This is a genomic window from Janthinobacterium sp. 64 (assembly GCF_002813325.1).
Classification (GTDB): Bacteria; Pseudomonadota; Gammaproteobacteria; order Burkholderiales; family Burkholderiaceae_D; genus Janthinobacterium.
In genome coordinates, this window is the sequence record NZ_PHUG01000001.1 from 2,075,862 (window position 1) to 2,100,987 (window position 25,126).

Annotated in this window: 18 protein-coding genes; 8 read left to right on the forward strand and 10 right to left on the reverse strand. The window is 65.2% G+C overall.

The annotated features are described in order from the left end of the window. Window positions 1–38 precede the first annotated feature (38 nt). From CLU91_RS09185 to CLU91_RS09195, 3 genes are read right to left on the reverse strand one after another with little or no spacing between them, the layout of a single operon-like run. Complete coding sequence (locus CLU91_RS09185; protein WP_100873904.1) at window positions 39–1,484, reverse strand: LutB/LldF family L-lactate oxidation iron-sulfur protein; 1,446 nt, start codon at window positions 1,482–1,484, stop codon at window positions 39–41. Next, a complete protein-coding gene (locus CLU91_RS09190; protein ID WP_100873905.1) occupies window positions 1,481–2,197 on the reverse strand; it encodes a LutC/YkgG family protein in 717 nt (238 codons plus the stop codon). The genes CLU91_RS09185 and CLU91_RS09190 overlap by 4 nt, the downstream gene beginning before the upstream one ends. Beyond that, window positions 2,194–2,985 carry a (Fe-S)-binding protein gene (locus CLU91_RS09195; RefSeq protein WP_100873906.1) on the reverse strand — a complete coding sequence of 264 codons (792 nt, stop codon included), beginning with the start codon at window positions 2,983–2,985 and terminating at the stop codon, window positions 2,194–2,196. The genes CLU91_RS09190 and CLU91_RS09195 overlap by 4 nt, the downstream gene beginning before the upstream one ends. Before the next feature lie 155 nt (window positions 2,986–3,140). Here CLU91_RS09195 and CLU91_RS09200 point away from each other — a divergent pair, with 155 nt between their 5' ends. The 6 genes from CLU91_RS09200 (at window position 3,141) to CLU91_RS09225 (ending at window position 9,405) form a co-directional block, all read left to right on the forward strand. Beyond that, window positions 3,141–3,839 (forward strand): FadR/GntR family transcriptional regulator, encoded by a 699-nt coding sequence (locus tag CLU91_RS09200; protein WP_232730685.1) that lies wholly within the window; start codon window positions 3,141–3,143, stop codon window positions 3,837–3,839. Between the two features lie 112 nt (window positions 3,840–3,951). After that, window positions 3,952–4,971 carry a GGDEF domain-containing protein gene (locus CLU91_RS09205; RefSeq protein ID WP_157814657.1) on the forward strand — a complete coding sequence of 340 codons (1,020 nt, stop codon included), beginning with the start codon at window positions 3,952–3,954 and terminating at the stop codon, window positions 4,969–4,971. Window positions 4,972–5,096: 125 nt separating this feature from the next. After that, complete coding sequence (locus CLU91_RS09210) at window positions 5,097–5,519, forward strand: hypothetical protein (protein WP_157814658.1); 423 nt, start codon at window positions 5,097–5,099, stop codon at window positions 5,517–5,519. 237 nt (window positions 5,520–5,756) lie between these two features. Next, complete coding sequence (locus CLU91_RS09215; RefSeq protein ID WP_198521288.1) at window positions 5,757–6,542, forward strand: TorF family putative porin; 786 nt, start codon at window positions 5,757–5,759, stop codon at window positions 6,540–6,542. A 57-nt stretch (window positions 6,543–6,599) separates the two neighbouring features. Then, complete coding sequence (locus tag CLU91_RS09220) at window positions 6,600–8,672, forward strand: methyl-accepting chemotaxis protein (RefSeq protein WP_100873910.1); 2,073 nt, start codon at window positions 6,600–6,602, stop codon at window positions 8,670–8,672. 160 nt (window positions 8,673–8,832) lie between these two features. Further along, window positions 8,833–9,405, forward strand: coding sequence for a hypothetical protein (locus tag CLU91_RS09225; RefSeq protein ID WP_157814659.1), 573 nt, complete (start codon window positions 8,833–8,835; stop codon window positions 9,403–9,405). Here CLU91_RS09225 and CLU91_RS09230 read toward each other — a convergent pair. Further along, window positions 9,398–15,265: a putative Ig domain-containing protein gene (locus tag CLU91_RS09230; RefSeq protein WP_232730686.1), complete on the reverse strand. Its 5,868-nt coding sequence runs from the start codon at window positions 15,263–15,265 to the stop codon at window positions 9,398–9,400. The genes CLU91_RS09225 and CLU91_RS09230 overlap by 8 nt on opposite strands. A 428-nt stretch (window positions 15,266–15,693) precedes the next feature. On the opposite strand from CLU91_RS09230, the gene CLU91_RS28455 reads away from it, so the two are divergent. After that, entirely contained in the window at window positions 15,694–16,107 is a 414-nt protein-coding gene (locus tag CLU91_RS28455) for a tail fiber protein (RefSeq protein WP_232730687.1), read from the forward strand. A 198-nt stretch (window positions 16,108–16,305) separates the two neighbouring features. Further along, a complete protein-coding gene (locus tag CLU91_RS28240; protein ID WP_198521289.1) occupies window positions 16,306–16,608 on the forward strand; it encodes a hypothetical protein in 303 nt (100 codons plus the stop codon). Window positions 16,609–16,671: 63 nt separating this feature from the next. On the opposite strand, the gene CLU91_RS09240 is transcribed toward CLU91_RS28240, so the two are convergent. The 6 genes from CLU91_RS09240 to CLU91_RS09265 form a co-directional block, all read right to left on the reverse strand. Next, complete coding sequence (locus tag CLU91_RS09240; protein ID WP_100873913.1) at window positions 16,672–18,201, reverse strand: methyl-accepting chemotaxis protein; 1,530 nt, start codon at window positions 18,199–18,201, stop codon at window positions 16,672–16,674. A gap of 103 nt (window positions 18,202–18,304) precedes the next feature. Beyond that, window positions 18,305–19,027, reverse strand: coding sequence for a GntR family transcriptional regulator (locus CLU91_RS09245; RefSeq protein ID WP_100873914.1), 723 nt, complete (start codon window positions 19,025–19,027; stop codon window positions 18,305–18,307). Between the two features lie 55 nt (window positions 19,028–19,082). After that, a complete protein-coding gene (locus CLU91_RS09250; RefSeq protein ID WP_100873915.1) occupies window positions 19,083–20,018 on the reverse strand; it encodes a sugar kinase in 936 nt (311 codons plus the stop codon). A 102-nt stretch (window positions 20,019–20,120) separates the two neighbouring features. Beyond that, window positions 20,121–22,187: a glycoside hydrolase family 28 protein gene (locus tag CLU91_RS09255; RefSeq protein WP_232730911.1), complete on the reverse strand. Its 2,067-nt coding sequence runs from the start codon at window positions 22,185–22,187 to the stop codon at window positions 20,121–20,123. A gap of 147 nt (window positions 22,188–22,334) precedes the next feature. Further along, window positions 22,335–23,606: a porin gene (locus CLU91_RS09260; protein WP_100873917.1), complete on the reverse strand. Its 1,272-nt coding sequence runs from the start codon at window positions 23,604–23,606 to the stop codon at window positions 22,335–22,337. Window positions 23,607–23,722: 116 nt separating this feature from the next. Beyond that, window positions 23,723–25,015 (reverse strand): MFS transporter, encoded by a 1,293-nt coding sequence (locus tag CLU91_RS09265; protein ID WP_100873918.1) that lies wholly within the window; start codon window positions 25,013–25,015, stop codon window positions 23,723–23,725. Window positions 25,016–25,126 lie beyond the last annotated feature (111 nt).

The following is a 25,126-nucleotide window of genomic DNA, read 5'->3' on the forward strand; positions in this document are numbered from 1 at the left end:
TGTGTGTAGCGTGTTTTTTGCGGTATGGCGGAGCGGCGCTATTCTTCCTGCCCGCGCGCATTGAGCAGGTCGGCCAGGCTGCGCGGCGCCGGTTTTAAAGGCTTGCGGTGCTGCGTCCAGCCCAGTTGCGCGCGCGGCGTCAGCAGCCGCAGCCGCGTGGCGGCCCAGCGGAACAAACGGTAGCTGGCAGGGCGCGCAAAGGCGCCGCTCCAGAAGCGCCAGATCAGGCTTTCGCCGCGACTGAACCTGGCGCCCTGGCCGCGCAACGGATGCGTCACTTCCTCATGCGGATTGCGGTTGGCCTCCGTGCGCAGGCGCACCAGCAGTTGCGGAATCGGGATGCGCACGGGGCATACCTCGCCGCAGGCGCCGCACAGGCTCGACGCCGTGGCCAGGTCGGCCGTCGCGTCCAGCCCCAGCAAGTGGGGCGAGATGATCTTGCCGATCGGCCCCGGATACGTGGTGCCGTACGCGTGGCCGCCGATGCGCGTGTAGACGGGACAGTGGTTCATGCAGGCGCCGCAGCGTATGCATTGCAGGGTGGCGCGCAACTGCTCGTCCGCATAGGCCTGGCTGCGGCCGTTATCGAGCAAGACCAGGTGCACTTCGCGCGGCCCATCTTTTTCACCTGCGCGGCGCGGGCCGGAAATCAGGTTGAAATACGTGGTGATGGCTTGCCCCGTCGCCGAGCGCGTCAAGAGACTCGCCAGCGGCACGATGTGTTCGAGCTTGGCCACCACCTTTTCCATGCCCATGATGGCGATGTGCACCTCCGGCACGGACGTGGTCAGGCGGCCATTGCCCTCGTTTTCCACCAGCCACAGGGTGCCCGTGTCGGCCGCCGCGAAGTTCACCCCCGACAGGCCGATGTCGGCGTCGACGAAGGCCTGGCGCAGGGCGCGCCGGCCCGTCTGGATCAGGCTATCGACATCTTCCGTGTAGGGCGCGTCGGGAATGTGCTCGGCGAACAGGCCGGCGATGTCGGCCTTGGTCTTGTGTATGGCCGGCATGACGATGTGCGACGGCTTTTCGCCGGCCAGCTGCACGATGTACTCGCCCATGTCCGACTCCAGGCAGGTCATGCCGCGCGCTTCCAGGTAGTGATTGAGCTCGATTTCCTCGCTGGCCATCGACTTGCCCTTGATGAAGCGCGTCGCCTGGTTGCGCTGCGCAATGGCGTGGATGATGGCGTTGGCCTGCTCGCCATCCTCGGCCCAGTGCACCTGCACACCGGCCGCCGTCAGCTTGTCTTCCAGCTGCACCAGCAGGTCGGGCAGGCGCGCCAGCGCGTGCCGGCGCACGGCTTCGCCGATGTCGCGCAGGCGTTCCAGCTCGTCGCCGTCGGGGAACTGGGCGCTGCGCTTATCCTGTAAAAAATCCATGGCGCCGCGAAAGCTCTGGCGCAGCTTCGGGTCGTCCAGCGCGGCGCGGGCACGCGCATGGAAGTCGGCCGGTTTGACGAATTGCAGGGGCTTGGCGTTCATGGCTGGCCTCCTTCATGGGAAGATAAATCATCGATGATCAGCACCCACAGCCAGCGCGGGCCGTGCGCGCCATAGGCCAGCGTTTGCTGAATATCGGAGGTTTTCGAGGGGCCCGACACCAGCACCAGGTTCGCTGGCATGCCGTCCATCCAGCGCTCGGCGCGCGCCGCCGCATGCAAGTCCGCGTGCAAGGTGCTGGTATAGACAAGGCAAATGTGCAGCGGTGGCGCCAGGGACACCGTGCGCGGCGTGGCCGCGTCGGGTGCGATGACCAGGGTGCCCGTGGCGGCGATGCCGGATCGCGCGACGGTGAACCCCGCGTCGACGGTGTCGAACAACTCACCCTTCCACTGCGCCAGCGGACGCTCAAAGGACAGCGTTTCCACGCCAGCCGGCAAGGCGGCGCGCAAGGCCTGCCCTTCGGCGCTGCCGGCATCGAGCAGCAAACGGCGCACGCCGTGTTCACCGAGGCGCTGCGCCAGCAGGGCTGGCCAGGCGTCCACGCCGACGCAATCGACCTGCGCATGCGAGGCGCGCAGGGCTACCTGCATGGCGTCGAGCTGCTGGCGCGGCGACTGCGGCGCGGCGGCGCGGCGGGCCTGGTAATGGCTGTCGATGGCCGTATCGATGGCCTCCACCGCTTCGGGCGCGGAAGGCGCGGCGGCGCGCAGCCGTCCCAGCATGCGTTCGCGCGCAGTCAATGCCGCACTCATGCCGCGCCTCCCGTGCGGCGCCACAAAAAGCTGGCCATGTGCTCGACGGGCAGCGGCGCACCCTGGTGCTGCGCGGCGTGGCCGATATTGAGCAGGCAGCCGCAGTCGGCCGAAACGAGGCGATCGCATCCCGTGGCACAGGCCGAGGCGATCTTGTCGCTGACCATGGCGCCGGAAATATCCGGGTGTTTCAGTGAAAACGTGCCGCCGAAGCCGCAGCATTCCGATTCGCGCTGGTGCTCGATGCGCGTCACGCCGGGCAAGGCGTCGACCAGGGCCACGCCGTGCAGGCGGGTACCCATTTCGCGGCGCGCGCCGCACGAGGTATGCAGCACCACGCTTTCATCGGCCTGCGCGGCGGCGCCCATGCCGGCCAGATCGAGCTGCAGCACGCAGACGAGAAATTCGCTCAGTTCATACACGCGTTCGGCCAGTTCCAGCGCCTTGGGACCGGCGACGGGGTCGTCCTGGAACAGCTGCGGCCAGTGGTGGCGCATCATGCCGGCACAGGAGCCGGACGGCACGATCACGGGCCACGGTTGCGCAAACAGGTCGAGCTGGGCGCGCGCCACGGCACGCGCCTGCTCCGGGTTGCCGCTGCTGTAGGCAGGCTGGCCGCAGCAGCTCTGGCCGCGCGGATAATGCACCAGCAAGCCTTCGCGCTCCAGCAGACGCACCGCGTCGAGCCCAGCCTGCGGCACGAACAGGTCGACCAGGCAGGTGGCGAACAGGTACACCTGGAGCGGTGCGGGTGGATAGCGGCGCGGCTGGCGCGGGTCTGGCTGCATGAGTGTGTCTCCCCCGGCGCTCTGTGTGTTGCTGCGGCGCCGCTGTGTGTTGTTAAGAATGACTGCTTCACGCATAATTCCAGCTTCTTCGAGCCACTTCAAATTGCTCGGACCACTTGAAAACAACAAACGAGACAACAGCGATGGCGACAGGCATGCAAACGCGGGGCAGGGTCGAAACGGTGATGCGCAGGCTGGAGACGGCCTTGCTGGACGGCAGCTTGCCGGCGGGCGCACAGCTGCCGGCCGAACGCCTGCTGGCGCTGCAATATGGGGTCTCGCGCAATACCGTGCGCGAAGCGGTGCAGCGGCTGGCGGCGCGCGGGCTGGTGCGCAGCCGGCGCGGCGCCGGCGTGTTCGTGACGGATCAATTGCGCACCGGCATGGCGTCGCCGTGGAGCCAGCTGGTGGCCGACCACCCCGCCCTGCGCGACGACATCCTGGAATTTCGCCGCGTGCTGGAAGGGGCGACGGCCTATTTTGCGGCGCAGCGGGCCAGCGCGGACGAGCGCGCGCAAATCATGCAGTTGCTGGTGGAACTGGAGCGCACGCGCGCGGACGACGACAAGCACGGCGAAGCGCAGGCCGATGCACGGCTGCATGAAGTCATCGCGCAAGCGTCGCACAACACCATGTTTTTACACTTGCACACCAGCATCATCGGCATGCTGCGCGAACATATCACCCTCAATGGCACGGGCTTGCGCCAGCAGGACGACGCCACCTCGCTGCAACTGCTGTCGCAGCACCGCACCTTGTGCGAGGCCATCTGCGCCAGCCAGCCCGAGGAAGCGCGCACGGCCATGCAAAGCCACATCGATTTCGTGCGCACGCGCGTCACCAGCGACGAATAGGGCTACTGGTAGGACCAATCTGGACAGCAGCACATCGGCAGTGGCTACGCGTCATGCCTTGTCGCAGGGCCGGGCCAAAATGAGCTCCCGATACGCCATCCGACAGGTTTCCATGCCTTTGCACCATGCCACTGACGCTATCCGCAGGCCGGCGCCGCCTTCCTTGCTGGCCCTGCATGCTGGCGCCAGCGCCGTCTTTGCCGCCGCGCTGTTGCCACCGGCCGGCTGGCCGCTGGCCCTGGCCGGCAGTCTGCTCATCCTGGCCATGCTGGCGCGGACCCTGCGCGCACCGGCCACACAGCCGGGCCGCAGCGCCTCCGTCAGCGCGCTGCTGGCGCTGGACCTGGTCGTCTTCCTGCTCTGCTATGCGCTGCGCGAAAGCGATGCCGACTGGCATGCGACTGCCTTTTGCACCCTGCTCACCGCGCCGTATGCCGGCATCACGCGGCGCATGCCGGGCGGCGCCGGCCTGGCCATCGTGGCCAGCCTGGCCTGGCTGGGCTTGCAGGATGAGATCCAGGCCAGCAAGGCGGCGACCTTGCTGGTTTTCAATCTGGCCGGCATCTGTGCCTGCCACAGCCAGCAGCGCCTGCACCGCGAGCACGTGCTGCAGCATGCCGTCCTCAGCGAGCAGGCCGTGCGCGACCACCTGACCGGCTGCTACAACCGCCGTTACCTCGATGAGCACTTGCTGGGCGCCGAACTGGCCCGCGCAAAACGCCATGACCTGTGCCTGACGGCCATCCTGTGCGACCTCGACCATTTCAAGCGCATCAACGACGCCCACGGCCATGCCGCTGGCGATGACGTGCTGCGCAACTTTGCCGCCCGGCTCGGCAACGCCACGCGCCATGGCATCGACAGCGTGGTGCGCCACGGCGGCGAGGAGTTCCTGCTGATCCTGCCGGAAACGGACCTGGCTGGCGGCGTGCGCCTGGCCGAACGCTTGCGCGCCGGCATGGCGCGGCACATCGGGACGACGGCCAGTTTCGGCGTGGCCTGCATCGCGTTTGCGCCGGGCAGCCAGGCGTGCGGCCCGGCTGCCCTGGTCGCCGCTGCCGACGGCCTGCTGTACCAGGCCAAGCACGCGGGGCGCAATTGCGTCAGGGCGGCCATGCTGGAGACCCCGTGATTGTGATAACAAACTGTGCAACAACCCCGCGCGACAACCACGTCAGCCATGGCGCCGCCTGACGACAGCCCCCAGCGGCGGCAAAAACTGCTACCATCGCGCGCCGCCACTGACTTCACTCTCGCATGACCGTCCTCGCCCATACTCATCCACTGGTACTTCAGCTGGAAAACGACTTGCTGCCCCTGTTCCGCGCCGCCCTGCCGCCGCTCGCGGCCGCCGCGCCGCAGGTGCTCGCCTCCGTATTCGCCTTTTCCAGCGGTACGGCCAGCGCTTTCGAGGATTATCATTTCGGCATATCCTGCCTGCTCGCAGACGTGTCCGAAGTGCCCGAGGATGCTCCGGAAGAAGTCGCCCTGCTGGTCAGCGTCACGGGTCTCGACGCCAGCGCCCGGCTGAGCGCACAGGTCGTCTGGGGCCAGCCATCGGGCCGCGTGGAAGCGCACGCCGAGCTGGATGCTGGCGACCTGCCTGCCCTGCATGCGGCCCTGCCCGGCCTGCTGGCCAGCTTGCAACAGGCAGCCAGCCGCGGCGCACCCGCCATATGACAGGCATTAAAAAGTGACAGGAAACAACAACTTACGCTTTCCTCAGCGCAACTTTGTTGACTTCCACTAGCGCTAAGCCCTATCCTTTCAGTTACGTTTGGTGAGAATGTGTGCATGTTGCTGTGAGCATGCAGACGGCGTCGCCTTGCTTGCGCAAAGTCCCCCGCATTTATTTATCGCAACCATCAGGGCAACGCGCCTGGACGGCCGCTGCCTGCAAATACGGAGCCGACTGCCATGCCATCGAACCGCAACTTTCCCGGACAAACCTTGCTGGGCTGCGTCTTCCTGCTCGCCGCCCTGCCACTGCAGGCACAGACCACGGACAGCACCGCCGTCACCGCCAATGCCAGCCTCACCTCGCAATACATTTCGCGCGGCTTTCGCCAGACCTGGGGTAAGCCGGCCCTGCAAGCGGGGGCTGACTACGCGCACCCGAGCGGCTGGTCGCTGGGGACGTGGGTGTCCACCGTCAGCGACCGCTATATCCAGGACGCGACCGTCGAATGGGACCTGTATGGCGGCTACGGCGGCACGGTGGGCGAGCTGGGCTACAGCGTACTGGCGTATTACTACAAGTATCCGGGCGCCGTCTATCGCGCCACAGGCGTCAAGTACGACTATGGCGAACTGTCGCTGGGCCTGAGCTACCGCATGCTGTACGCCAAGTACAACCATACCGTCACGCGGGACTTCTTTGGCATCACGCATGCGCGCGGCACGGGCTACCTGGACGTGGGCGCAAATGTCGACCTGGGCAATGCCTGGACCTTGAATCTGCACGCCGGCAATGGCCGGGTAGCGGGCACGGGCAACGCCATCTGGAACTGGCGCGACGCCAAGGTGGGCGTCACCAGGGTCTTCGATGGAGGCTGGAGCACCAGCGCCGCACTCACGCGCGCCTGGGGCGCCAGCGACGCCTACGATCACTATACGCTGGGCATCCCGAATGCGGCAGGCCAGTTCGACACCTCGAACCCTGCCGCGACGACCTTCGTGCTGGCCATCAGCAAGACGTTCTAGGCGCGCTACCCGCGACGCCCGGGACACCGATACCTCTCCCCATCTAGGAACAGCCTCATGCAACTCTCACTGAACAGCAAAATCTGCGTCGCCGCCACCGCGCTCGCCATCCTCAGCCTGGGCGTCACGGCGGCCGTGATCGGCTACAAGAGCAGCGCCAGCGCCGAGGCAGCCGCACTGGAACTGGCGCGCACGTCGGCACGCGAAGTGGCGGGCGCCCTGCAGGCACGCATCGCCAGCAACCTGGCCAGCGTGTCCAGCCTGGCCGGCGCCATGCGCGGCACGAAAAGCGCGAACCTGCCCCTGCAGCGCGAGCAGATCAATGAACTGACCAAGTCCACCCTGAGCAGTTCGGAAGACTTGCTGGGCGCGGCCGTGACGTGGGAACCGAACGCGCTCGACGGCAAGGATGCGGAATTTGCCAACCAGAAACCGAACTACGACGCCAGCGGCCGCTTCATGCCCTACTGGACGCGCGGCGCCGGCGGCAAGCTGCAAGTCGAACCCATCGTCTTCGATCCGAAGCCGGGCGCCAACGACTGGTATGACGTCCCCAAGCGCACCGGCAAAACCTACTTTACGGAACCGTATATCTACCCCGTCGACGGCAAGGATGTGCTGATGGCCTCGTTGGTGGCCCCCATCATGATCGATGGCGGATTCAAGGGCACGGCCAGCGCCGACTTCATGCTCACGCGCCTGGCGAAGATCCTGGCCGGCCTGAAAGTGATCGAGGGCGGCAAGCTGGCCCTGATCTCGAACGGCGGCCTGTACGCCAGCCATCCCGCGCCTGAGCGGCTGGGCAAGAAGGCCGACGACGTGCCGGCTGCCGGCCTGGACAAGATACGCCAGGGCCAGCCGTATGAATACGAGGATGGCCAGGGCTACATCCATTTGCTGCAGCCGCTGCAGATCCACCCCGATATCGCGCCGTGGAGCGTGGAACTGAACTTCCCGAAAAGCGTCGCCATCGCCTCGGCGCGCGACCTGATGACCTACACCCTGATCGTCGCCCTGCTGTGCGCGGCCGCCACGGCCGGCATTTTGATCCTCGTCGTCAACCAGCTGACGCGCCCCCTGCGCACCCTGGGCCGCACCATGACGGACCTGTCCAGTGGCGACGCCGACCTGCGCGTGAAGCTGGAAGTCAAGGGCACCGATGAACTGGCCGTCATCGGCAAGGGCTTCAACGCCTTCGTGGAAAAGATCCACGCCGTGCTGCTGCAAGTGCAAGCCAGCGCCGACAATGTGGCCCGTGCCAGCGCGGAAATTGCGCAAGGCAATAACGACCTGTCGGCCCGCACGGAACAGCAAGCCAGTTCGCTGGAAGAAACGGCCGCCTCGGTGGAAGAGCTGACGGGCACGGTGAAGGAAAACGCCGACCATGCGCGCCAGGCAAATCAACTGGCCGCTTCCGCATCGAGCGTGGCACAGAAGAGCGGCGAAGTGGTCGGCAAGGTCATCGCAACCATGACGTCGATTAACGACTCGTCGAACAAGATCGTCGACATCATCAGCGTCATCGATGGCATCGCCTTCCAGACGAATATCCTGGCCCTGAACGCGGCCGTGGAAGCGGCGCGCGCGGGAGAACAGGGGCGCGGCTTCGCCGTCGTCGCCACGGAAGTGCGCAGCCTGGCGCAACGCTCGGCAGCGGCCGCCAAGGAAATCAAGCTGCTGATCGACGATTCCGTAGGCAAGGTGGCCGCCGGCAGCAAACTCGTCGATGAAGCGGGCGCCACCATGGAGCAAGTGGTTGACAGCGTGCGCAAGGTCACCGCCATCATGGCCGACATCAGCGTTGCCACCACCGAGCAAAGCGACGGCATCGCCCAGGTCAACCAGGCGCTGGCGCAGATGGATGGCGTGACGCAGCAAAACGCGGCCCTGGTCGAGGAAGCGGCGGCCGCCGCCGAAAGCCTGCAAGACCAGGCCAGCCATCTGGCCCAGGTAGTGAGCGTATTCAAGCTGGGCGAGCAGGTGCGCCAGACGGCGCCGGCAGCAGCAACGCCGCGCGCCGTGACGCCAACAACACCGGCGCCCGCCAAGCGCCTGAGCGTCGCCAAGCCGCAGGCAACGCCGCGCTCACCGGCCAAGGCAGCGGCCGGCGATGACTGGGAAGAATTTTAAGCGCCATGCACTGAAGGCCGCACTGGGGGCAATGCAAGCAGAATTAAAAACCGCCGCGATAGATTCGGTGAGAATTTCCCCTTGTCAATACTCCTATAATCGGGCCGCGATTACGGCACGCAGCGCTGCCGGATGAAAAGAACTCTGAATAAAACGACTATTGACAGTATTGGCCGGCTCGGCCGCTACACTCCTGGCCGGCTGCGGTGGCGGCGGCGGTACCACACAGCAACTTGCCGGCGATTCCGGCAGCGGTTCGCTGGAACTGACGCCGACCGGCGAGACTTACTTCAAGGCCGATTGCTCCGGCCCCGTGATCGCGACAGACAGCATGAGCGCGAAGGTTAGCGGCAAGCCGGACGGTACTGCCGACATGCTGATCAAGCTGGCGGAAAATGCGGCGGCAACGAGCTTGCGCGTCGACAAGATCACCTCGTCGCTGCCGGCCTATGCCTTCCAGCGGACCGGTACCACCGTGAAATATTTACGGCGAGATAACCAGCCACAGTGGTGCGTCGACGTGGACAATGGCGAATCGTGCCTGTGGGACGAAGGCACGCAGCCGGCGCTCAGCGTTCCCGGCGGCCTGTCCTTGCGCGGCAGCGATCTGTACACGGTGATACTGGACAAGGGTGCATATGTGCTGGACATGCACTATGTAAAAAAATATGCGCATGAGCCGGACCGGATGGACTCCGGACCGGCGATCAGGGCTGGCCGACTGATTACCTGAGCGGCATGGCGATACCGAACATCACCGACTGGGTCCGCCCGCTATCGATGTTCAGATTGCTGTTGTAATCGACGGTGATGGTCATGCCGTTCGACAGCAGCAGCTTGACGCCCAGCCCCGCCGTCCAGTTGCCCGTCTGTTGCGGCACCGTGCGGATCACGTACACGGGACCGTCGGCCACCAGGTCGGCATACGCCAGGCGCGCATCGTCGGCGCCCTGGAACTGGTGCCGGTACTCAAGCCGCGCGCGCGGGAACCATGTGCCCAGACCGCCCACATAGATGCCCTCGGCCCTAACGCCCAGCGCGCCGATGCGCGAACGCACGGTCTGCCTGAAGTAGCTCAGGGCGTTGATGCCCGCCGCCTTCTCCGTGTACGGATCGAGTTTGGCCGACATCAGTTCCACGCGGCCATACGGCGACCACATCCAGGTTTCCTGGCGCATCTCGATACCGCCTACCAGCGCGCCGAACACCTGCTTGCCATCGCGTTCGCCCGTGGCGAAACCGCTGCCATCGGACAGGTAGCGCGAGGCGTCATACTGCAAGGTGCCGTAGCCGAGCACGCCGTCGAGGAAGACGCCCTTGCTTGGACGCAGGCTGCCGTACACGGCCGCCACGGCGCTGTCGGCCGTGCTGCGGCTGCCGTGCTGGCCCACGTCGCTGCGGTCATGGCTGAAGCCCGCGCCCACGCCCAGGGTGGCCAGGTCGCTGAGGCGGTAATCGCCGCCCACGCTCACGCCGTTCGTGCGGAAACGGAAACCCGTCTCGCGGCCATTCACATCATGCTGGCCAAAGTCCACCGCGCCACCGAGCCACAAAGCTAACGCCTGCTTCTGCGTGTCGGGCTTTTGCGGCATGTCGGGCAAGCCGCTGGTGGCGCCGCTGACGTCCACCTGCTGCCGCTCGCTGCTGAAACCAGTGTCAACCTGGCGCAAGGCCGCCTTGCGCATGAACGGTTTGACGGCCGTGCCGAACACGCGATCGGCTTCGTCCGCCTGCCAGCGCGCCAGCGCGGCCGTCGGATTGCCGCTGTCGTTCGGCGGCGTCAGGCTCAGGCCGAAGCTGGAACGGCCCCAGCCGTCGCCATGCAGGCTTTCCAGGCGCTGCGTGAAGTTCGACAGCTGGGCGCTGGCGAAGCGCCGCGCCGCATCGGCTTGCGCCGCCTGCAGGCCGATCACTTCCGGATCGACGGACGGGTCGCGCCGCGCCGTCACCGTCACGTTGACCACGCCCGGCTTCGACGTCGCATACGCATTGCTCAGGGTGTAGCTGACGACGGCCGCGCCGGCGAACTTGCCCGAGGCTGCAAAGCTCAGCTGATACGACGGCTTGCCGGCCGTGCCGACATCGCGCACCACCACCTTGCCTGCCTCGGCCGGCGCCACGCTCAGGATGTTCGCCGCCGTGAACGGGCCGCCCGTGGCGCCCGCCGTCAGGTCGACAGTGACCGTCAGGCCGGCCACCACCGTGACGCTCTGGCTGAGCACTTGCGGCATTGGATTGACGCTGATCGTCGACGTCACCGGCGCCGAGGTGCCGAACGCGTTCGACACGGTGTAGCCGATGCGGATGTCGCCGCTGGTGTTGATGCCTGGCGTGTAGACGATGTCCAGGCCATTGACCACCGCCGTGCCGCTGGCCGGCTGCGTGGTGATGGCTACTGCCGTAAACGGCCCGCCGGTGGCGCCTTGCGTCACGTTCAGCGTCACCGGCGTGCCGGCCAGGGCCGTCGCCGTCTTCGCCACCGGCACGGGCACAGGGTGCGGCGCCACCATCAGGCTGAATGTCGCCGGTGCCGATACGCCGCCGGGGCCAGTCAACGTATAGCTGAAGCTGTCCGGGCCGAAGTAATCCTTGTCCGGCGTATAGGTGACGATGAAACGGCTAACAGCGGGCGCTGCGGCCGCAACGCCGCCTGCCATGCGGGCGGAGGAAACGATGTCGACCCGTCCATGGCTGGGCGGCGTGACGATGGTGACTGCCGTGATCGGACTGCCGTCGGCAGCATCGATGGTCAGGCTCACCTCCTGGTTGGCTGACGTCGTCGCCGTTTCATTGGCCACGGGCGGCGGCGCCTGGTTCACCTGCAGCGTCAACGCTTGCTGCACGCTGAACTGGTGCGCATCCTTCGCCTGGACGGTGAAACTGAAACTGCCAAACACCGCCGGCGTGCCGCTCAGCACGCCACTGGCCGCATCAAGCACCAGGCCGGCAGGCAAGGCGCCGCTGCTCACCGAATACGCGTACGGCGCGACGCCGCCGCCGGCCGTGAATGGCTGGCTGTACGCGTCGCCGGCACGAATCGCCGCCAGGCTGGCGGGCGTCAGGGTCAGGCTTGGCGCGGCGACTGCCAGGGTATAGCTATTGGTGGCGCTGAACGGCGCCCCCGCGCCCGTGCTGCTGTCCGTGACCTTGAGGCTGAGCGCGAAACTGCCCGCCACGTTGGTCGTGCCGGACACCACGCCCGTGGCCGTATTCAGACTCAGGCCGGCAGGCAGGCTGCCGCTGGCCACGCTGTACGTGTACGGTGCCGTGCCGCCCGCGGCCGCCAGGCTTGCCGTGTAGGCCGCTTCCGCCGTTGGATTCGGCAGGGTCGCCGGCGTCAGGCTGACCGTGGCCGAGGACACGACCAGGGTATAGCTTTGCGTGCCGGTAAACAGATGCGCATCGGCCGCCTGCACGCTCAAGGTGAAGCTGCCGGCAGCGGTCGGCGTGCCGCTCAGCAAACCACTGCTGTTCAGGGTGAGACCGGCAGGCAGGCTGCCGGCGGACACCGTATAGGCATACGGCCCGACGCCGCCGCTGGCCGCCAGTTGCTGGCTGTAGGCCGTAGCCACTTTGGGCGCAGGCAAGCTAGCAGGCGTCACCGCGATGACCGGCGCGGCCACGTTCAGGGTATAGCTGTTGGTGGCACTGAACGGCGCCCCAACGCCCGTGCTGCTGTCGCTGGCGCGCAGGCTGAAGGTAACGCTGCCCGCCGCATTCGTCGTCCCGGACACCACGCCCGTGGCCGCATTCAGGCTCAGGCCGGGAGGCAGGCTGCCGCTGGCCACGCTATACGTGTACGGCGCCATGCCGCCCGCCGCCGTCAGGCTTGCCGTGTAGGCCGCTTCCGCCGTTGGATTCGGCAGGGTCGCCGGTGTCAGACTGACACCAGGAACACCCACCGTCACGCTCATGCTGGCCGGGGCCGACGTGCCGCTGGCGTTGGTGGCGGTATACATAAAACTGTCGGGACCAGCATAACCTGCCGTTGGCGTATAGCTGATGCTGGTGCCGCTGGCCGTCGCCGTGCCATGCGCGGCAGCTGAGGCCACTGCCACCGAGGCTGCCGCCCCGCCGCTCAGATTCAGGGTGATCGGGTTGGCACTGCTGCCATAGGCCACCGTCGCACTGCCGGTACCGGCAACGGGTAGCATGAGGACCACACTGCCTGAGTAGGCGCGCGAGCCTGTGTAAGGGGCGCTTGTGCCCGTGCTGCTGTCGGTGGCCGTGACGGTAAAGTTATATGCTCCCGCCAGCGTCGGCGTGCCGGACAAGGTGCCGTCCGGCGCCAGGCTCAGACCCGCGGGCACGCTGCCAGCCGTGACGGTGTAGCTATACGTAGCCGTGCCGCCGGTGGCAGTGATGCCCTGGCTGTAGGCCACGCCGGCCGTCATCACTGGCATGACCGTCGGCGTGATACTGATCGTTGGCGTAGCCACCGTCAGCGTGTAGGCCTGCGCGCCCACGTACGGGCCATTGCCCGCCGAACTGTCCGTGGCACGCACGGTGAAATTGAAGGTGCCGCCGGCCGTCGGCGTGCCCGACAGCACGCCAGTGGCGGCATCCAGAGTCAAGCCGGCGGGCAAGGCGCCGCTACTCACCGCATACGCATACGGCGCCATGCCGTTCGCGGCAGCCACGGTCCTGCCATAGGCCGTGCCCACCGTCGCTGCGGGCAAGGTGCCTGGCGTCACCGTGATGGCCGGCGGGCTGACCGTGATCGTCACGGTGGCCGGCGCCGAGGTGCCGAGGCCATTCGTAGCCGTGTAGGTAAAACTGTCGGGACCGCCGTAACCGGCCGTCGGCGTGTAGCTGATGCTGGTACCGCTGGCCGTCGCCGTGCCGTGCAAGGCGCCGGATGCCACGGCCACGGAAGTTGCCGCCCCGCCGCTCAGGTTCATGGTGATCGGATTGGCGCTGCTGCCGTAGGCCACCGTGGCGCTGACATTGCCGGCAACGGGCGCACCCGCCGCCACGGTGACGGAATACGCACGCGACCCCGTGTAGGGTCCGTTGCCGGTGCTGCTGTCGGTCGCGGTAACGGTGAAGTTGTACGGCCCCGCCGCCGCTGGCGTGCCGGACAAGGTGCCGTCCGGCGCCAGGCTCAGGCCCGTGGGCACGCTGCCAGCCGTGACGGTGTAGCTATACGTAGCCGTGCCGCCGGTGGCAGTGATGCCCTGGCTGTAGGCCACGCCGGCCGTCATCGCTGGCATGACCGTCGGCGTGATACTGATCGTTGGCGTAGCCACCGTCAGCGTGTAGGCCTGTGCGCCCACGTACGGGCCATTGCCCGCCGAACTGTCCGTGGCGCGCACGGTGAAATTGAAGGTGCCGCCCGCCGTCGGCGTGCCCGACAGCACGCCGGTGGCGGTATCCAGGCTCAGGCCGGTGGGCAAGGCGCCGCTACTCACCGCATACGCATACGGCGCCATGCCGTTCGCGGCGGCCACGGTCCGGCTATAGGCCGTGCCCACCGTCGCTGCGGGCAAGGTACCTGGCGTCACCGTGATGGCCGGCGGGCTGACCGTGATCGTCACGCTGGCCGGCGCCGAGGTGCCGAGGCCATTCGTCGCCGTGTAGGTAAAACTGTCGGGCCCGCCGTAACCGGCCGTCGGCGTATAGCTGATGCTGGTACCGCTGGCCGTCACCGTGCCGTGGCTGGCACCGGAAGCCACGGCCACGGAAGTTGCCGCCCCGCCGCTCAGATTCACGGTGATCGGATTGGCGCTGCTGCCGTAGGCCACCGTGGCGCTGACATTGCCGGCAACGGGCGCACCCGCCGCCACGGTGACGGAATACGCACGCGACCCCGTGTAGGGTCCGTTGCCGGTGCTGCTGTCGGTCGCGGTAACGGTGAAGTTGTACGCCCCCGCCGCCGCTGGCGTGCCGGACAAGGTGCCGTCCGGCGCCAGGCTCAGGCCCGTGGGCACGCTGCCAGCCGTGACGGTGTAGCTATACGTAGCCGTGCCGCCGGCGGCAGTGATGCCCTGGCTGTAGGCCACGCCGGCCGTCATCGCTGGCATGACCGTCGGCGTGATACTGATCGTTGGCGTAGCCACCGTCAGCGTGTAGGCCTGTGCGCCCACATACGGGCCATTGCCCGCCGAACTGTCCGTGGCGCGCACGGTGAAATTGAAGGTGCCGCCCGCCGTCGGCGTGCCCGACAGCACGCCAGTGGCGGCATCCAGAGTCAAGCCGGCGGGCAAGGCGCCGGCACTCACCGCATACGCATACGGCGCCATGCCGTTCGCGGCAGCCACGGTCCGGTTATAGGCCGTGCCCACTGTGGCTGCAGGCAAGGTGCCTGGCGTCACCGTGATGGCCGGCGGGCTGACCGTGATCGTCACGGTGGCCGGCGCCGAGGTGCCGAGGCCATTCGTAGCCGTGTAGGTAAAACTGTCGGGGCCGCCGTAACCGGCCGTCGGCGTGTAACTGATGCTGGTACCGCTGGCCGTCGCCGTGCCATGCGCGGCAGCCGATGCCACCGCCACGGAGGTTGCCGTGGCGCCAGTCAGGTTCAATGTGATCGGATTGGCGCTGCTGCCGTAGGCCACCGTGGCGCTGACGGCGCCGGCAACCGGGGTACTGGGCACTATCGTGACATTGAAAACAAGGGGTTTCAGACTTCCGTCCTGCAATACAAAGGTATCCGTGGTGGCGCTGAGATTTGTATTCTTGTAACGCACGACATTCGTGGTCCCAAAGTTACCTTGCAACTCGCCGGATGTCGGCTGCGTCAAGACCACCCCCGTCAAGCCGAAGGCCTCGCAAACCGAATTAAAAAAATCCTCACTGTCGACGAAACCTCCTGCCGAGACCGTGAGGCTGACCGGCGAACAGGGACTCGCAGGAACAGCAGCAGCAGAATATGAAAGCAACGACAGCAGCATGAATAACAGGCTCGCCGCCATGTGCCTCAACCACAACGGCAGGAGCATGGCAGACTGCACGCTGCGCACACCGGCGCTTGGAAATGCAGGGTGGCTGGCGGGTGTGGATGCCCATCCGAATGTGCTGAAATGTGGAAACATCATCATCCTTCGAAACAATTGTCTGGAGAGAGAATCTGGATCTGGTCCGCCACTTTAATGAGCATCGTTCATACCGATGCCCGTCGCTGCTGCGCTTATTTACGCATGCTTTGCATCAACATATGCCACTGCGAGCGGAAACTAAGGCAACCAACCATATTGCCAAAAAGAGATATTTTAATGTAAACCAATTTCAGCTGATAAAAGTATTAACCCATGTCCCATTTCACAACAGTTATGGGCAGAGAAATATCATGCCTGAAGTCTATGCGGGCCTGATCACGATGGTTGCTCGTGGCCTTGCACCAGGAGGATTTATCGCGTGTAACGGGCAATTGCTGCCAGTTCAGCAGATTGCGGCCCTGTTTTCCCTGCTGGCCACCCAGTTCGGCGGCAACGGATAAACGACCTTTGGCTTGCCCGTTTTGCGGGGACGCACGCCTTTCAGTTCAGGAGCCTCTGCCGACGGCAGCTGGCAGCTGGCACCATTGGTGCAAGGCAAGCCGGCAGGTTCCGAGGCTGTCATCTTGCTAGCAACCCGGCTACCCGCGCACGACCATGCGGGTCGCGCTGGCGCAGCAGACGCTGGGCGGCAGTGCGTTTTGAGCGCGAAGCGCAGCCTGTTTGTACAGGTGTTCCAAAAGGCCCGCCTTTTTAACGGAGTACAACCAGGCCTGTCGCCTTTGGCGGCGCTGGCGCTGACGACGCTGGAAATACCAGCGCACCAATCGAGGGATGGAATGGCGAAAACGGGGACTGGCTGGCGGACGAATGAGGCATGGCGCCTGCCTGAAGAGCAAGGGGGAGAACACGACATGAGCACGTTGCTGCTGGCGGAGCGCCTCACGTTGTTGAGCGAAAAAGCGCGCACCTCAGCTACAGGCGGTGCGCGGCCAATCACATGAACGCAAGGCGCACGGAAGTGCACTTACGCGAGTGCACGGCAACATCGTGACGACACAAAAAGATTATCGTGACAGTTTGAACATGCCAACCAGCTCCTGCAGTTGCTGTGCCTGGTCCCGCATGGCCTGCGCGGCGGCTGCCGCCTGCTCCACCAGCGCCGCATTCTGCTGCGTCACATCATCCATGCTGATGATGGCCTGGTTAACCTGCGCAATGCCCTGGCTTTGTTCCTGCGTGGCGGTACTGATTTCCAGCATCAGTGTGGTCACCCTGCCGATGCTGTCAACCACGTGGCGCATCGCCTCGCCCGCGTCTCCTGCCAGTTCGCTGCCATGCCGCACCTGGGTGCCCGAGGCGCCGATCAGCTCCTTGATTTCCCTGGCTGCGCTGGCCGAGCGCTGTGCCAGGCTGCGCACCTCACCGGCCACCACGGCAAAGCCGCGCCCCTGTTCGCCCGCACGCGCCGCTTCGACGGCTGCATTCAGGGCCAGGATATTCGTCTGGAAGGCGATCGCATCGATGACGCCGATGATCTCTGCGATCTTCGACGACGACAGGCGAATGGCATCCATGGTGTCGACCATGCGCGCGACCACCGTGCCGCCCTGCCGGGCCAGTTCGCAGGCTTCTTCCGCCACCGTGCTGGCCAGCTGCGCATTCCCGGCATTCTGGCTGACGGTACCCGTCAATTCCTCCATCGAAGCGGCCGTCTGCTCCAGTGAACTTGCCTGCGCTTCCGTGCGCGCCGACAGGTCCAGGTTGCCCCTGGCGATTTCCTGCGATGCCGTGGCGATTGCCGACGCATTGCCGTGGAGCTGGTGCACCGTGCCGGCGAGATCCTGCTGCATGCGCGCGATGCTATGCAGCAAGCTGCTGCTGTCGCCATCGCGCAGCGCCACCGGCGTGGACAGGTCGCGCCCTGCGATGCGCCGCGTGACGTCACCCGCATAGGCCGGTTCGCCACCGAGGGCGCCAAGCACGCTGCGGATCACCTGCCAGCCCAGCGCCGACATCACCGCCAGCGCGGCCAGGAAAAACCACAGCGACTGCAGCGCCGCTTGCCAGAATGCGTTGTCGATATCGTCGTTAAAAAAGCCCGTGCCTATCCACCATCCCCACGGTTTGAACGCGATGATGCCGTTGAGCTTAGCCACCAGCTGGCCCTCGCGCTTGCTTTTCACCGACACCAGGCCCACCTCGTCCCGCGCGAGCGCCTCTACATAGGCTTGCGAATCCGGGCGGCCATCCATCGTCTCGCCCTCGGCGATCACGCCGATATTCTTGGGATTCGGATGCACCAGGTTCAAGCCATTGGGCAACCTTGCCCAGTAGTAGCTCTTGCCGTCGTTATTGAGCTGGGTCAGCGCTTCTTTAGCCGCTGCCTGCGCCTGCTCGCGCGTCAGGCGGCCGGCCAGTTCCTGCGCATGGAAATGCGCGACCAGGTGTTCGCCCATCTTGAGCATATTGATGATCTGCGCTTCACGGTCATGCAGCATGGCATTGTGCAGCGTACGCAAACTGGACCCGCCGAGCATGGCCATGGCCAGCAGAGCGGCACCAACGAGCAACAGCAGGCGTTGAGAAACTTTCATGGGACGTTCCTTATTGTGCGCAAACGCGCGCAATCGCCCACGACAGGCGTGCCTGTCCCTGCCCGCCGCCGTGAGGGCGGGCGCTGGGCGGTGCGGCGGCGTTCTAGCGCTTGGGTTTGACTGCGAGATGCGGAATGAAATACTCAGGCCGCAGTTTGCGGGTGATTTCCAGCACCGGCAGCACATGATCGAGATGGCTGCGCATGGCGGCGACGGCATGCTGCGGATTGCCCGAGGCCACCGCCTCGACCACGTCGCGGTGTTCGGCCATCACGTCGCTCATGCGCCCTTCCAATGGCAAGGTCAGCTGGCGATAGCGGTCCATCTGCGTTTTCGCCTGCAGGATCATGGGCCACACTCCCGGATAGCCGGACAACTCGGCCAGGGCCGCGTGGAAATTCTCATCGGTACGGTGAAATCCCCGTATGTCATCGCGTTCGATGCACTCGGCCTGGGCCGCCAGGATGGCGCGCAGGCTGGCGATACCCTCGGGCGTCGCCCTTTCTGTGGCCTTTTCGATGATGGCCGTTTCCAGGGCACAGCGCACCAGCATGGCCTCCTCCAGCGAGTCGAGCGGGATGCGCGCGACGAACGTGCCCACGCGCGGCAGCACCTCGATCAAGCCTTCTTCGGCCAGGCGCTGTACTGCTTCGTGCACGGGCGTGCGGCTGGTGCCCAGCTCATCGGCCAGGTCCTTCTCCACAATGCGGGTACCCGGCAGCATGCTCATGTCGACGATACGCTGGCGCAGCAGTCCGTAAATGCGGCGGGCGGCGCTGACACCGGTTTCGCCATCGGCGAGCGTAAAAGGAGACGTCGAATTCATAGACTAAGTAATGGTACGGCAAAGTTTGACAGGAATGATGATACCGCGTCCGCGTTCATCCGGCAGGCATTTCCGTGCGTGCGATGATGGCGCCACGCTGGCCGATCACGCGGGCGGCGAGCCGGTGCCCGGCGCGCGCCGCCGCTGCCGGCGGCTGGCCCGCCAGACGCGCCGCCACGTAGGCCGCGCCGAACGAGTCGCCTGCCGCCGTGGTGTCGACCACCTGCGCCACGGGCTCGGCGGCCACTTCCTGCAGCGTGTCCTGGTAGCTGACGATGCACGGCTGGGCTCCCCGCTTGAGCACGATCTCGGACACACCCAGCGCGCGGGTGCGGGCCAGGACCTGTGCCACGTCGGCAGGCCCGTACAGGGCATCTTCATCGTCCAGCGTCAGCAGGGCCAGTGACGACAGGCTCAGCACGCGATGGTAGACCGAGGCGGCGACATCGGCGCTTTCCCACAGGCGCGGGCGATAGTTGTTGTCGAAGATGATCTGGCCGCCTTGTGCATGACACTGCGCCAGCGTGTCCAGCAACAGTTCGCGGTCCGCCGGCGCCAGGATGGCCAGGCTGATGCCGGACAGATAAACGTGGCGCGCACTGGCCAGCTGCTGCAGGATGGCAGGCGCCTGCGGCCCGCGCATCCAATGGCGTGCGGCCGAATCGCTGCGCCAGTAATGAAACTTCCGTTCGCCGTGCGCATCCGTCTCGATCAGATACATGCCGGGCAGCTTGTCGTCCAGACGTTGCACGCAGTGCGTATCGATGCCCTCCTCCTGCCAGCTGGCGTGCATGTCGTCCGACAGGCCGTCGACGCCCAGCGCCGTCACGTACGCCACCGCATGCCGGTGCGGATCGGCCAGGCGCGCCAGATACAGCGCCGCATTGAGCGTATCGCCGCCAAAACGGTAAGCCATGGCCTGCGTCCCGGCGCTGCGCTGCAGTTCGATCATGCATTCGCCGATGACGAAGACGGTTTGTGGTGCTTGCATTGCGATTCTCTCCCAATTTTCCATCGATTCAGAGCGGCGCCGCGCCGGCCATCGTTCGGGATGCCGGCGCGGCGCGGTGCTACTCAGCCCGGCGCTGCGGGCTTACTTCTTGTCCCAGGTCGAGCCAAACAGGTTCGACTGGCCGATGGCCGGGAAATCAACGAAGGCCTTGCTGCAGTCGACCACCTTGTCGACATCCACCGCCTGCGTGGCCGTGCCGTTGACCTTCACGCGTTCAGCGGCATTGGCGAAAATAGGCAAATTGGTGCCCTTGATCGTCAGGTTCGCATCCGACGACGTCATCGTCGTGCCGTTCGGCGCATCCGTCACCACGTTACTCAACGACATCACCAGAGGATACTGCGGATTGTCGAAACCGCCCGTATTGGCCTTGAAGCCCTGCAGCTTGATGGCCGTATTGCCCAGGATGCGCACGTTATCGAGCGTAATGTCGTGGAAGTTCGGGTATTGCGGACCTGCCGTCGGCAGCGCCTTGGTGCTGTAGTAGGTGGTAAACAGCAGCGCGTTCAAGGCGTCGCGGATGCAGATATTGCGGTAGTGGACGTTGCTCACTTCGCCACCGCGCGCATAATCCGACTTGATGCGCAAGCCTTCTTCCGAATGCGTGAACGAATTGTCGTACACCTCGACGTTGCTCACGCCCGCATTCGTTTCACTGCCGACCGAAATGCCATGGCCCCAATAAATGTGGTTATGCGCGATCACGATACCGTGCTTGCGGTCCGAACGCACATCGCGCTTGCCGTCGATGGCGAACAGGCCCGAGCCGGGCGGCGAGGGATTGGCGCTACCTTTCAGGGCCACGTCATCGTCTCCCGTGCTGACGAAGTTATACGCAAAGACGAAGTTCTTCAGGTAGCCGTCAAACGACATGGCGCCCGTCGACGTGGTCTTGCTGCCGGTGGCCAGCTTGCCCGAGATGGCCTTGCCGGCCGCACCCGGATCGAACGCATCGGTGTTCTTGACGTTGTCCGCGTTATAGGTATCGCCGTTGTACAGCGGGTTGCCGTTGCCGGCCGGATTGGCGAAGGCCGCCAGGGTCGGCGTCTGCACTTTCACGCCCCACACGGTCAAGCCATCGACGCCGCTCGGAACGACGTGGAAGTTGGCGCTGTTGTTGAGCGAGATGCGGTACAGGGTCAGGTTTTTCGCATAGTTGAACACCATCATGCGGAAATTCGACTGCGAGCCCGTGCCCGTCACGCCGTTCTGCACCATGTTGCCCAGGAAGGCCAGGTCCCACCAGCTCATGTTGCGTGCCGACGATTTCGAGTCGACGACGGTGCCGCCGTTATCGCACGACACGCCGTCCGCCGCCTGCTTGCCCGTGGCGTACATGGCATAGGTGTTCGAGCAGGTCATGTCGACCTTCATCAGCGGGTACAGCTTGTTGGTGGTGACGATTTCCGCATACGCGCGGCTGTCGATCGAACCATCGCCCATGACGGCCGAGTTGACCAGGTTGTTACCGTTGATCAGCGCCGAACAGTTGCCCGAGCTGCCGGCCTTGGTCGAGCTGACAGCCGTGTTGCCGCAGTACGGTCCGGCCGGATTCGGTGAATACGTGGTCACGTCGCGCGAGGCGTACAGGGTCACGCCCTTGTCGATCCACAAGGTCACGCCCGATGGCAGGGTCAAGGGACCGCTGATGAAGCCATCGCCCACGCCCGAGCCGTTGACCACCAGGCGCACGGCAAACTTGCTACCGCGGTATTCCGGCTTGGCCAGTTCCTCGCCCGTAACGCCGGCGATATTCACGTTCTTGACGTTGGCAGTCTTTTGCGCGGCCGTGGCGGCCGCGTCAGCGGCGGCGATCTTTGCGCCCACTTCGGCATCGACGGCGGCGCCGCAGGCGTCGAGCGCTGCCTGGATGCGGGCCTGGTCAGGATTGGCCGTGGCCGTGGTGACGACGACGCCGACGCCCGGCTTCGACGGGTCGGCTTCCGGCGGCAGCGAGCCGTCCGGACGGCGCACCAGGTTCGGCGATGCTTCAAGCGTGGCGCACACTTGCGTGTCTTTCGGCAGGGTCGGTTCGGCCGGCAGGTCCGGATCGAACGAGGTCGTGCCTACCTGGTAGACGCTGCCCGGGGTATAGCTGGTGGCGGTTTCGCCCTTGGTATCGCCACCGCCGCCGCAAGCGGCCAGCATGACGGCCAGCGGCAGGGCGACGCATGCCTGCGTCCAGCCAGTATTAAGTTGTTTGATACCTGACTTCATGTATGTATCTCCTGATGGGAGCACGCTCTGAGGCGCGCTGTATGCCGGCTTGCGCCGGCTTCTTTTTGAAAACAAGGTTTAGAAGCGGGCGATCAGGCCGATGCCGAAGGCGCGTGGCGAATTACCTGGCGCCAGGAAGGCGTCGTCCGTGCCGGCCTTGTTGCTGTGCAGCGGCGACTGGCCCAGGTTGACGTTTTGCTGCGACTTGTTGTTGATGCGCGTGAAGTACACATAGGGCATGAACTGTTCGTCGATCTTGTAGGTCGCGCCCACCGATACTTGCGTGGCGCCGAAGTCGTCGGGGCGGCCAAAGGTGGTGTTGTCGAGCTTGCCCAGCTTGCCGGCGGCCAGCATCACCGTGGTGTCGTAGCCGACTTCCTGCGTGAGCGACGCCATTACCGAGCGCTGCTTCATGCTGCCCGTTTTCAGGGCCGTGTAGATATTGCCCGGCGTCGGCAGCGACTGCAGCGCGTAGCCGTAGCTGCCCGACTCAAAGCCCAGGCCGACCGAGGTTTTGGTCGGGAATTTGTAGGTCGCCAGAACCTTGTAGAACGAAGTGTTCACGCCGCTCACCGAAGTGTTGCGCATGCCAAAACCCTTCGACAGGTTTTCCACGTCCACGCCCGTGTTTTGCTGGCGGTCGTAGCCGGCGCCGATCGAGAACGCGCCGATGCTGTATTTGGCGGCCAGCGAATAGCGCGCGCGGTCGTCGCCGGTATCGCGCACTTCATCGAAGCCGTAGGAAGCACCGGCCTGGAAGCCGTTCCATTGCGGCGACAGGTAGTGCGCCGAATTCTTGTAGCGCGCTTCGCCGCGGCCGAACAGGCTGTCGGCATTGCCGCTCAATTGCGCCGAGGTGTTGTTCCACACGTCCAGACCCTGCACCGTCAGACCCAGGTTGCCGCCCAGGGCGCCGCCCGAGCCGACCAGGCTGCGGTAGACGGAATCGTTGTTACCGATGATGAAGCGGCCGAAGCGCTTGCTCTCGATACCGACGAAGGTATTGCGCGATTCGATGGTCGACGATTTACCCTGGCCATTGATGCCGCCTTCGTCAAAGTTGTTCAGACTGCCTTCGATCTGCCACAGGCCGCGCACGTCGCCCTTGATGCCGATCGAACCGGCAAAGCCGATGCGCGAATTGCCGTCCGAGACGCGGCCACGGCTGCCGTAGGGAGTGGGGCCGCCTTCGGCTTTCACCGATTCGATCTCGCCGTTCAGGAAACCGTAGATGCGCGTTTCGACATGGCGGTTTTCCAGGATACCCTCAGCCAGCGCGCTGCCGGACAAGGCCGCCAGGATCGCTGCCGCCAGGACACGGCGGGTACAACGGTTGTTCAGTGGTGTCATGTGCTTCTCCTCTTCTCGCGCCTTGATAGGCGCATATGTATAAACATCAAAAAAACAGCTCCCCGCCGCACCGCGTGGTGCAGGAAACAGCGGGGGGAAACAGGGAGGGTTGGCCGTCAGGTGAAGGCCGGCTTACCCAGCGGCACGGCTGGCGTCATCTTTTCGCGTATCAGCATGCACACCACGACGGCGGCCGCCAGGTCGAATACGGCCAGCAGCATGAACAGCGGGCTGTAGCCGACCAGGGTCACCAGCACGCCGAACACCAGCGTGAAGATCGTCGCGCCCAGGTAGCCGGACATGCCGGCCAGCCCCGTGGCGGTGGCCACTTCGTTCTTGCCGAATACATCGGAGGTGATCGAGTACAGCGCGCCCGATAAAGTCTGGTGAGCGAAGCCCCCCACGCACAGCAGGGCGATGGCCGCGTACGGGCTGGCCACCAGGCCGATGCAAGCCGGGCCGATCATGCAGACGGCACCGACGATGACCACCAGCTTGCGCGAGGTGAACAGCGATACCTTCCAGTATTTGTGGAACCACGGGCTCAGGTAGCCGCCCAGCACGCAGCCGATATCGGCAGCCAGGAACGGCAGCCAGGCGAACATGGCGATTTCCTTGATGTTCATATGGCGTTCGGTGGCCATGTACAAAGGAATCCACGCATTGAAGGTTTGCCATGCCGGTTCCGACAGGAAGCGGGGAATGGCGATGGCCCAGAAATTACGGCTGCGCACGATCTGGTGCCAGCGCGCCTTCGGCGCCACGCCGTTGCCGGACGCGTCGCTTTGCTCCTGGCCTTCCAGGATGAAGTCGCGCTCCTTGTCGGTCAACAGCTTCTGGTCGCGCGGGTGCTTGTAGAAGGTCAGCCACAGTCCCGTCCAGACGATGCCGATGGCACCGACGATGACGAAGGACATTTGCCAGCTGCCGTGCAGGATGGTCCACACCACCAGCGGCGGCGCGCACAGGGCGCCGATCGAGGAGCCGATGTTGAACCAGCCGATGGCGATCGAGCGCTCCTTGGCAGGAAACCACTCGGTGGTAGCCTTCACGCCGGCGGGAATGCCGGCCGCCTCGGTCAGGCCCAGCATGCCGCGGAACAGCGCCATGCTTTGCCAGCCCGTTGCCATGGCCGCGCAGGCGCAGGCCACGGACCAGGCCAGTGCGAAGATGGCAAAGCCGAGCTTGGTGCCGATGGCGTCGATGACGTAGCCGGCGATGGGCTGCATCAGCGCGTAGCACACCTGCCACGCCACCACGATGTACGAATACTCCTGCGTGGTGATATTGAGCTCGCTCATCATCGTTGGCGCCGCCACCGACAAGGTATTGCGCGCCAGGTAATTGACGATCAGTCCGGCCGTAACCAGGCCGACCATCCACCAGCGCATGCCGCGTATTTTAGTCATGTTATCTCCCTCTATCCATCCAAGGCGGCGCAGCTGCGCCGCCACTTTTTGGGCCGTTCAGCCTTCCTGGGGAAGTGCCTTCGGCCTCGGTTTTTATGGGTGCTGCTGTGT

Excerpts from the sequence above, each read along its gene's own strand:
- CLU91_RS09185 (WP_100873904.1), bottom strand. The coding sequence starts at position 1,484 with ATGAACGCCAAGCCCCTGCAATTCGTCAAACCGGCCGACTTCCATGCG.
- CLU91_RS09190 (WP_100873905.1), bottom strand. The coding sequence starts at position 2,197 with ATGAGTGCGGCATTGACTGCGCGCGAACGCATGCTGGGACGGCTGCGC.
- CLU91_RS09195 (WP_100873906.1), bottom strand. The coding sequence starts at position 2,985 with ATGCAGCCAGACCCGCGCCAGCCGCGCCGCTATCCACCCGCACCGCTC.
- CLU91_RS09200 (WP_232730685.1), top strand. The coding sequence starts at position 3,141 with ATGCAAACGCGGGGCAGGGTCGAAACGGTGATGCGCAGGCTGGAGACG.
- CLU91_RS09205 (WP_157814657.1), top strand. The coding sequence starts at position 3,952 with ATGCCTTTGCACCATGCCACTGACGCTATCCGCAGGCCGGCGCCGCCT.
- CLU91_RS09210 (WP_157814658.1), top strand. The coding sequence starts at position 5,097 with ATGACCGTCCTCGCCCATACTCATCCACTGGTACTTCAGCTGGAAAAC.
- CLU91_RS09215 (WP_198521288.1), top strand. The coding sequence starts at position 5,757 with ATGCCATCGAACCGCAACTTTCCCGGACAAACCTTGCTGGGCTGCGTC.
- CLU91_RS09220 (WP_100873910.1), top strand. The coding sequence starts at position 6,600 with ATGCAACTCTCACTGAACAGCAAAATCTGCGTCGCCGCCACCGCGCTC.
- CLU91_RS09240 (WP_100873913.1), bottom strand. The coding sequence starts at position 18,201 with ATGAAAGTTTCTCAACGCCTGCTGTTGCTCGTTGGTGCCGCTCTGCTG.
- CLU91_RS09245 (WP_100873914.1), bottom strand. The coding sequence starts at position 19,027 with ATGAATTCGACGTCTCCTTTTACGCTCGCCGATGGCGAAACCGGTGTC.
- CLU91_RS09250 (WP_100873915.1), bottom strand. The coding sequence starts at position 20,018 with ATGCAAGCACCACAAACCGTCTTCGTCATCGGCGAATGCATGATCGAA.
- CLU91_RS09255 (WP_232730911.1), bottom strand. The coding sequence starts at position 22,187 with ATGCTGGCCGCTTGCGGCGGCGGTGGCGATACCAAGGGCGAAACCGCC.
- CLU91_RS09260 (WP_100873917.1), bottom strand. The coding sequence starts at position 23,606 with ATGACACCACTGAACAACCGTTGTACCCGCCGTGTCCTGGCGGCAGCG.
- CLU91_RS09265 (WP_100873918.1), bottom strand. The coding sequence starts at position 25,015 with ATGACTAAAATACGCGGCATGCGCTGGTGGATGGTCGGCCTGGTTACG.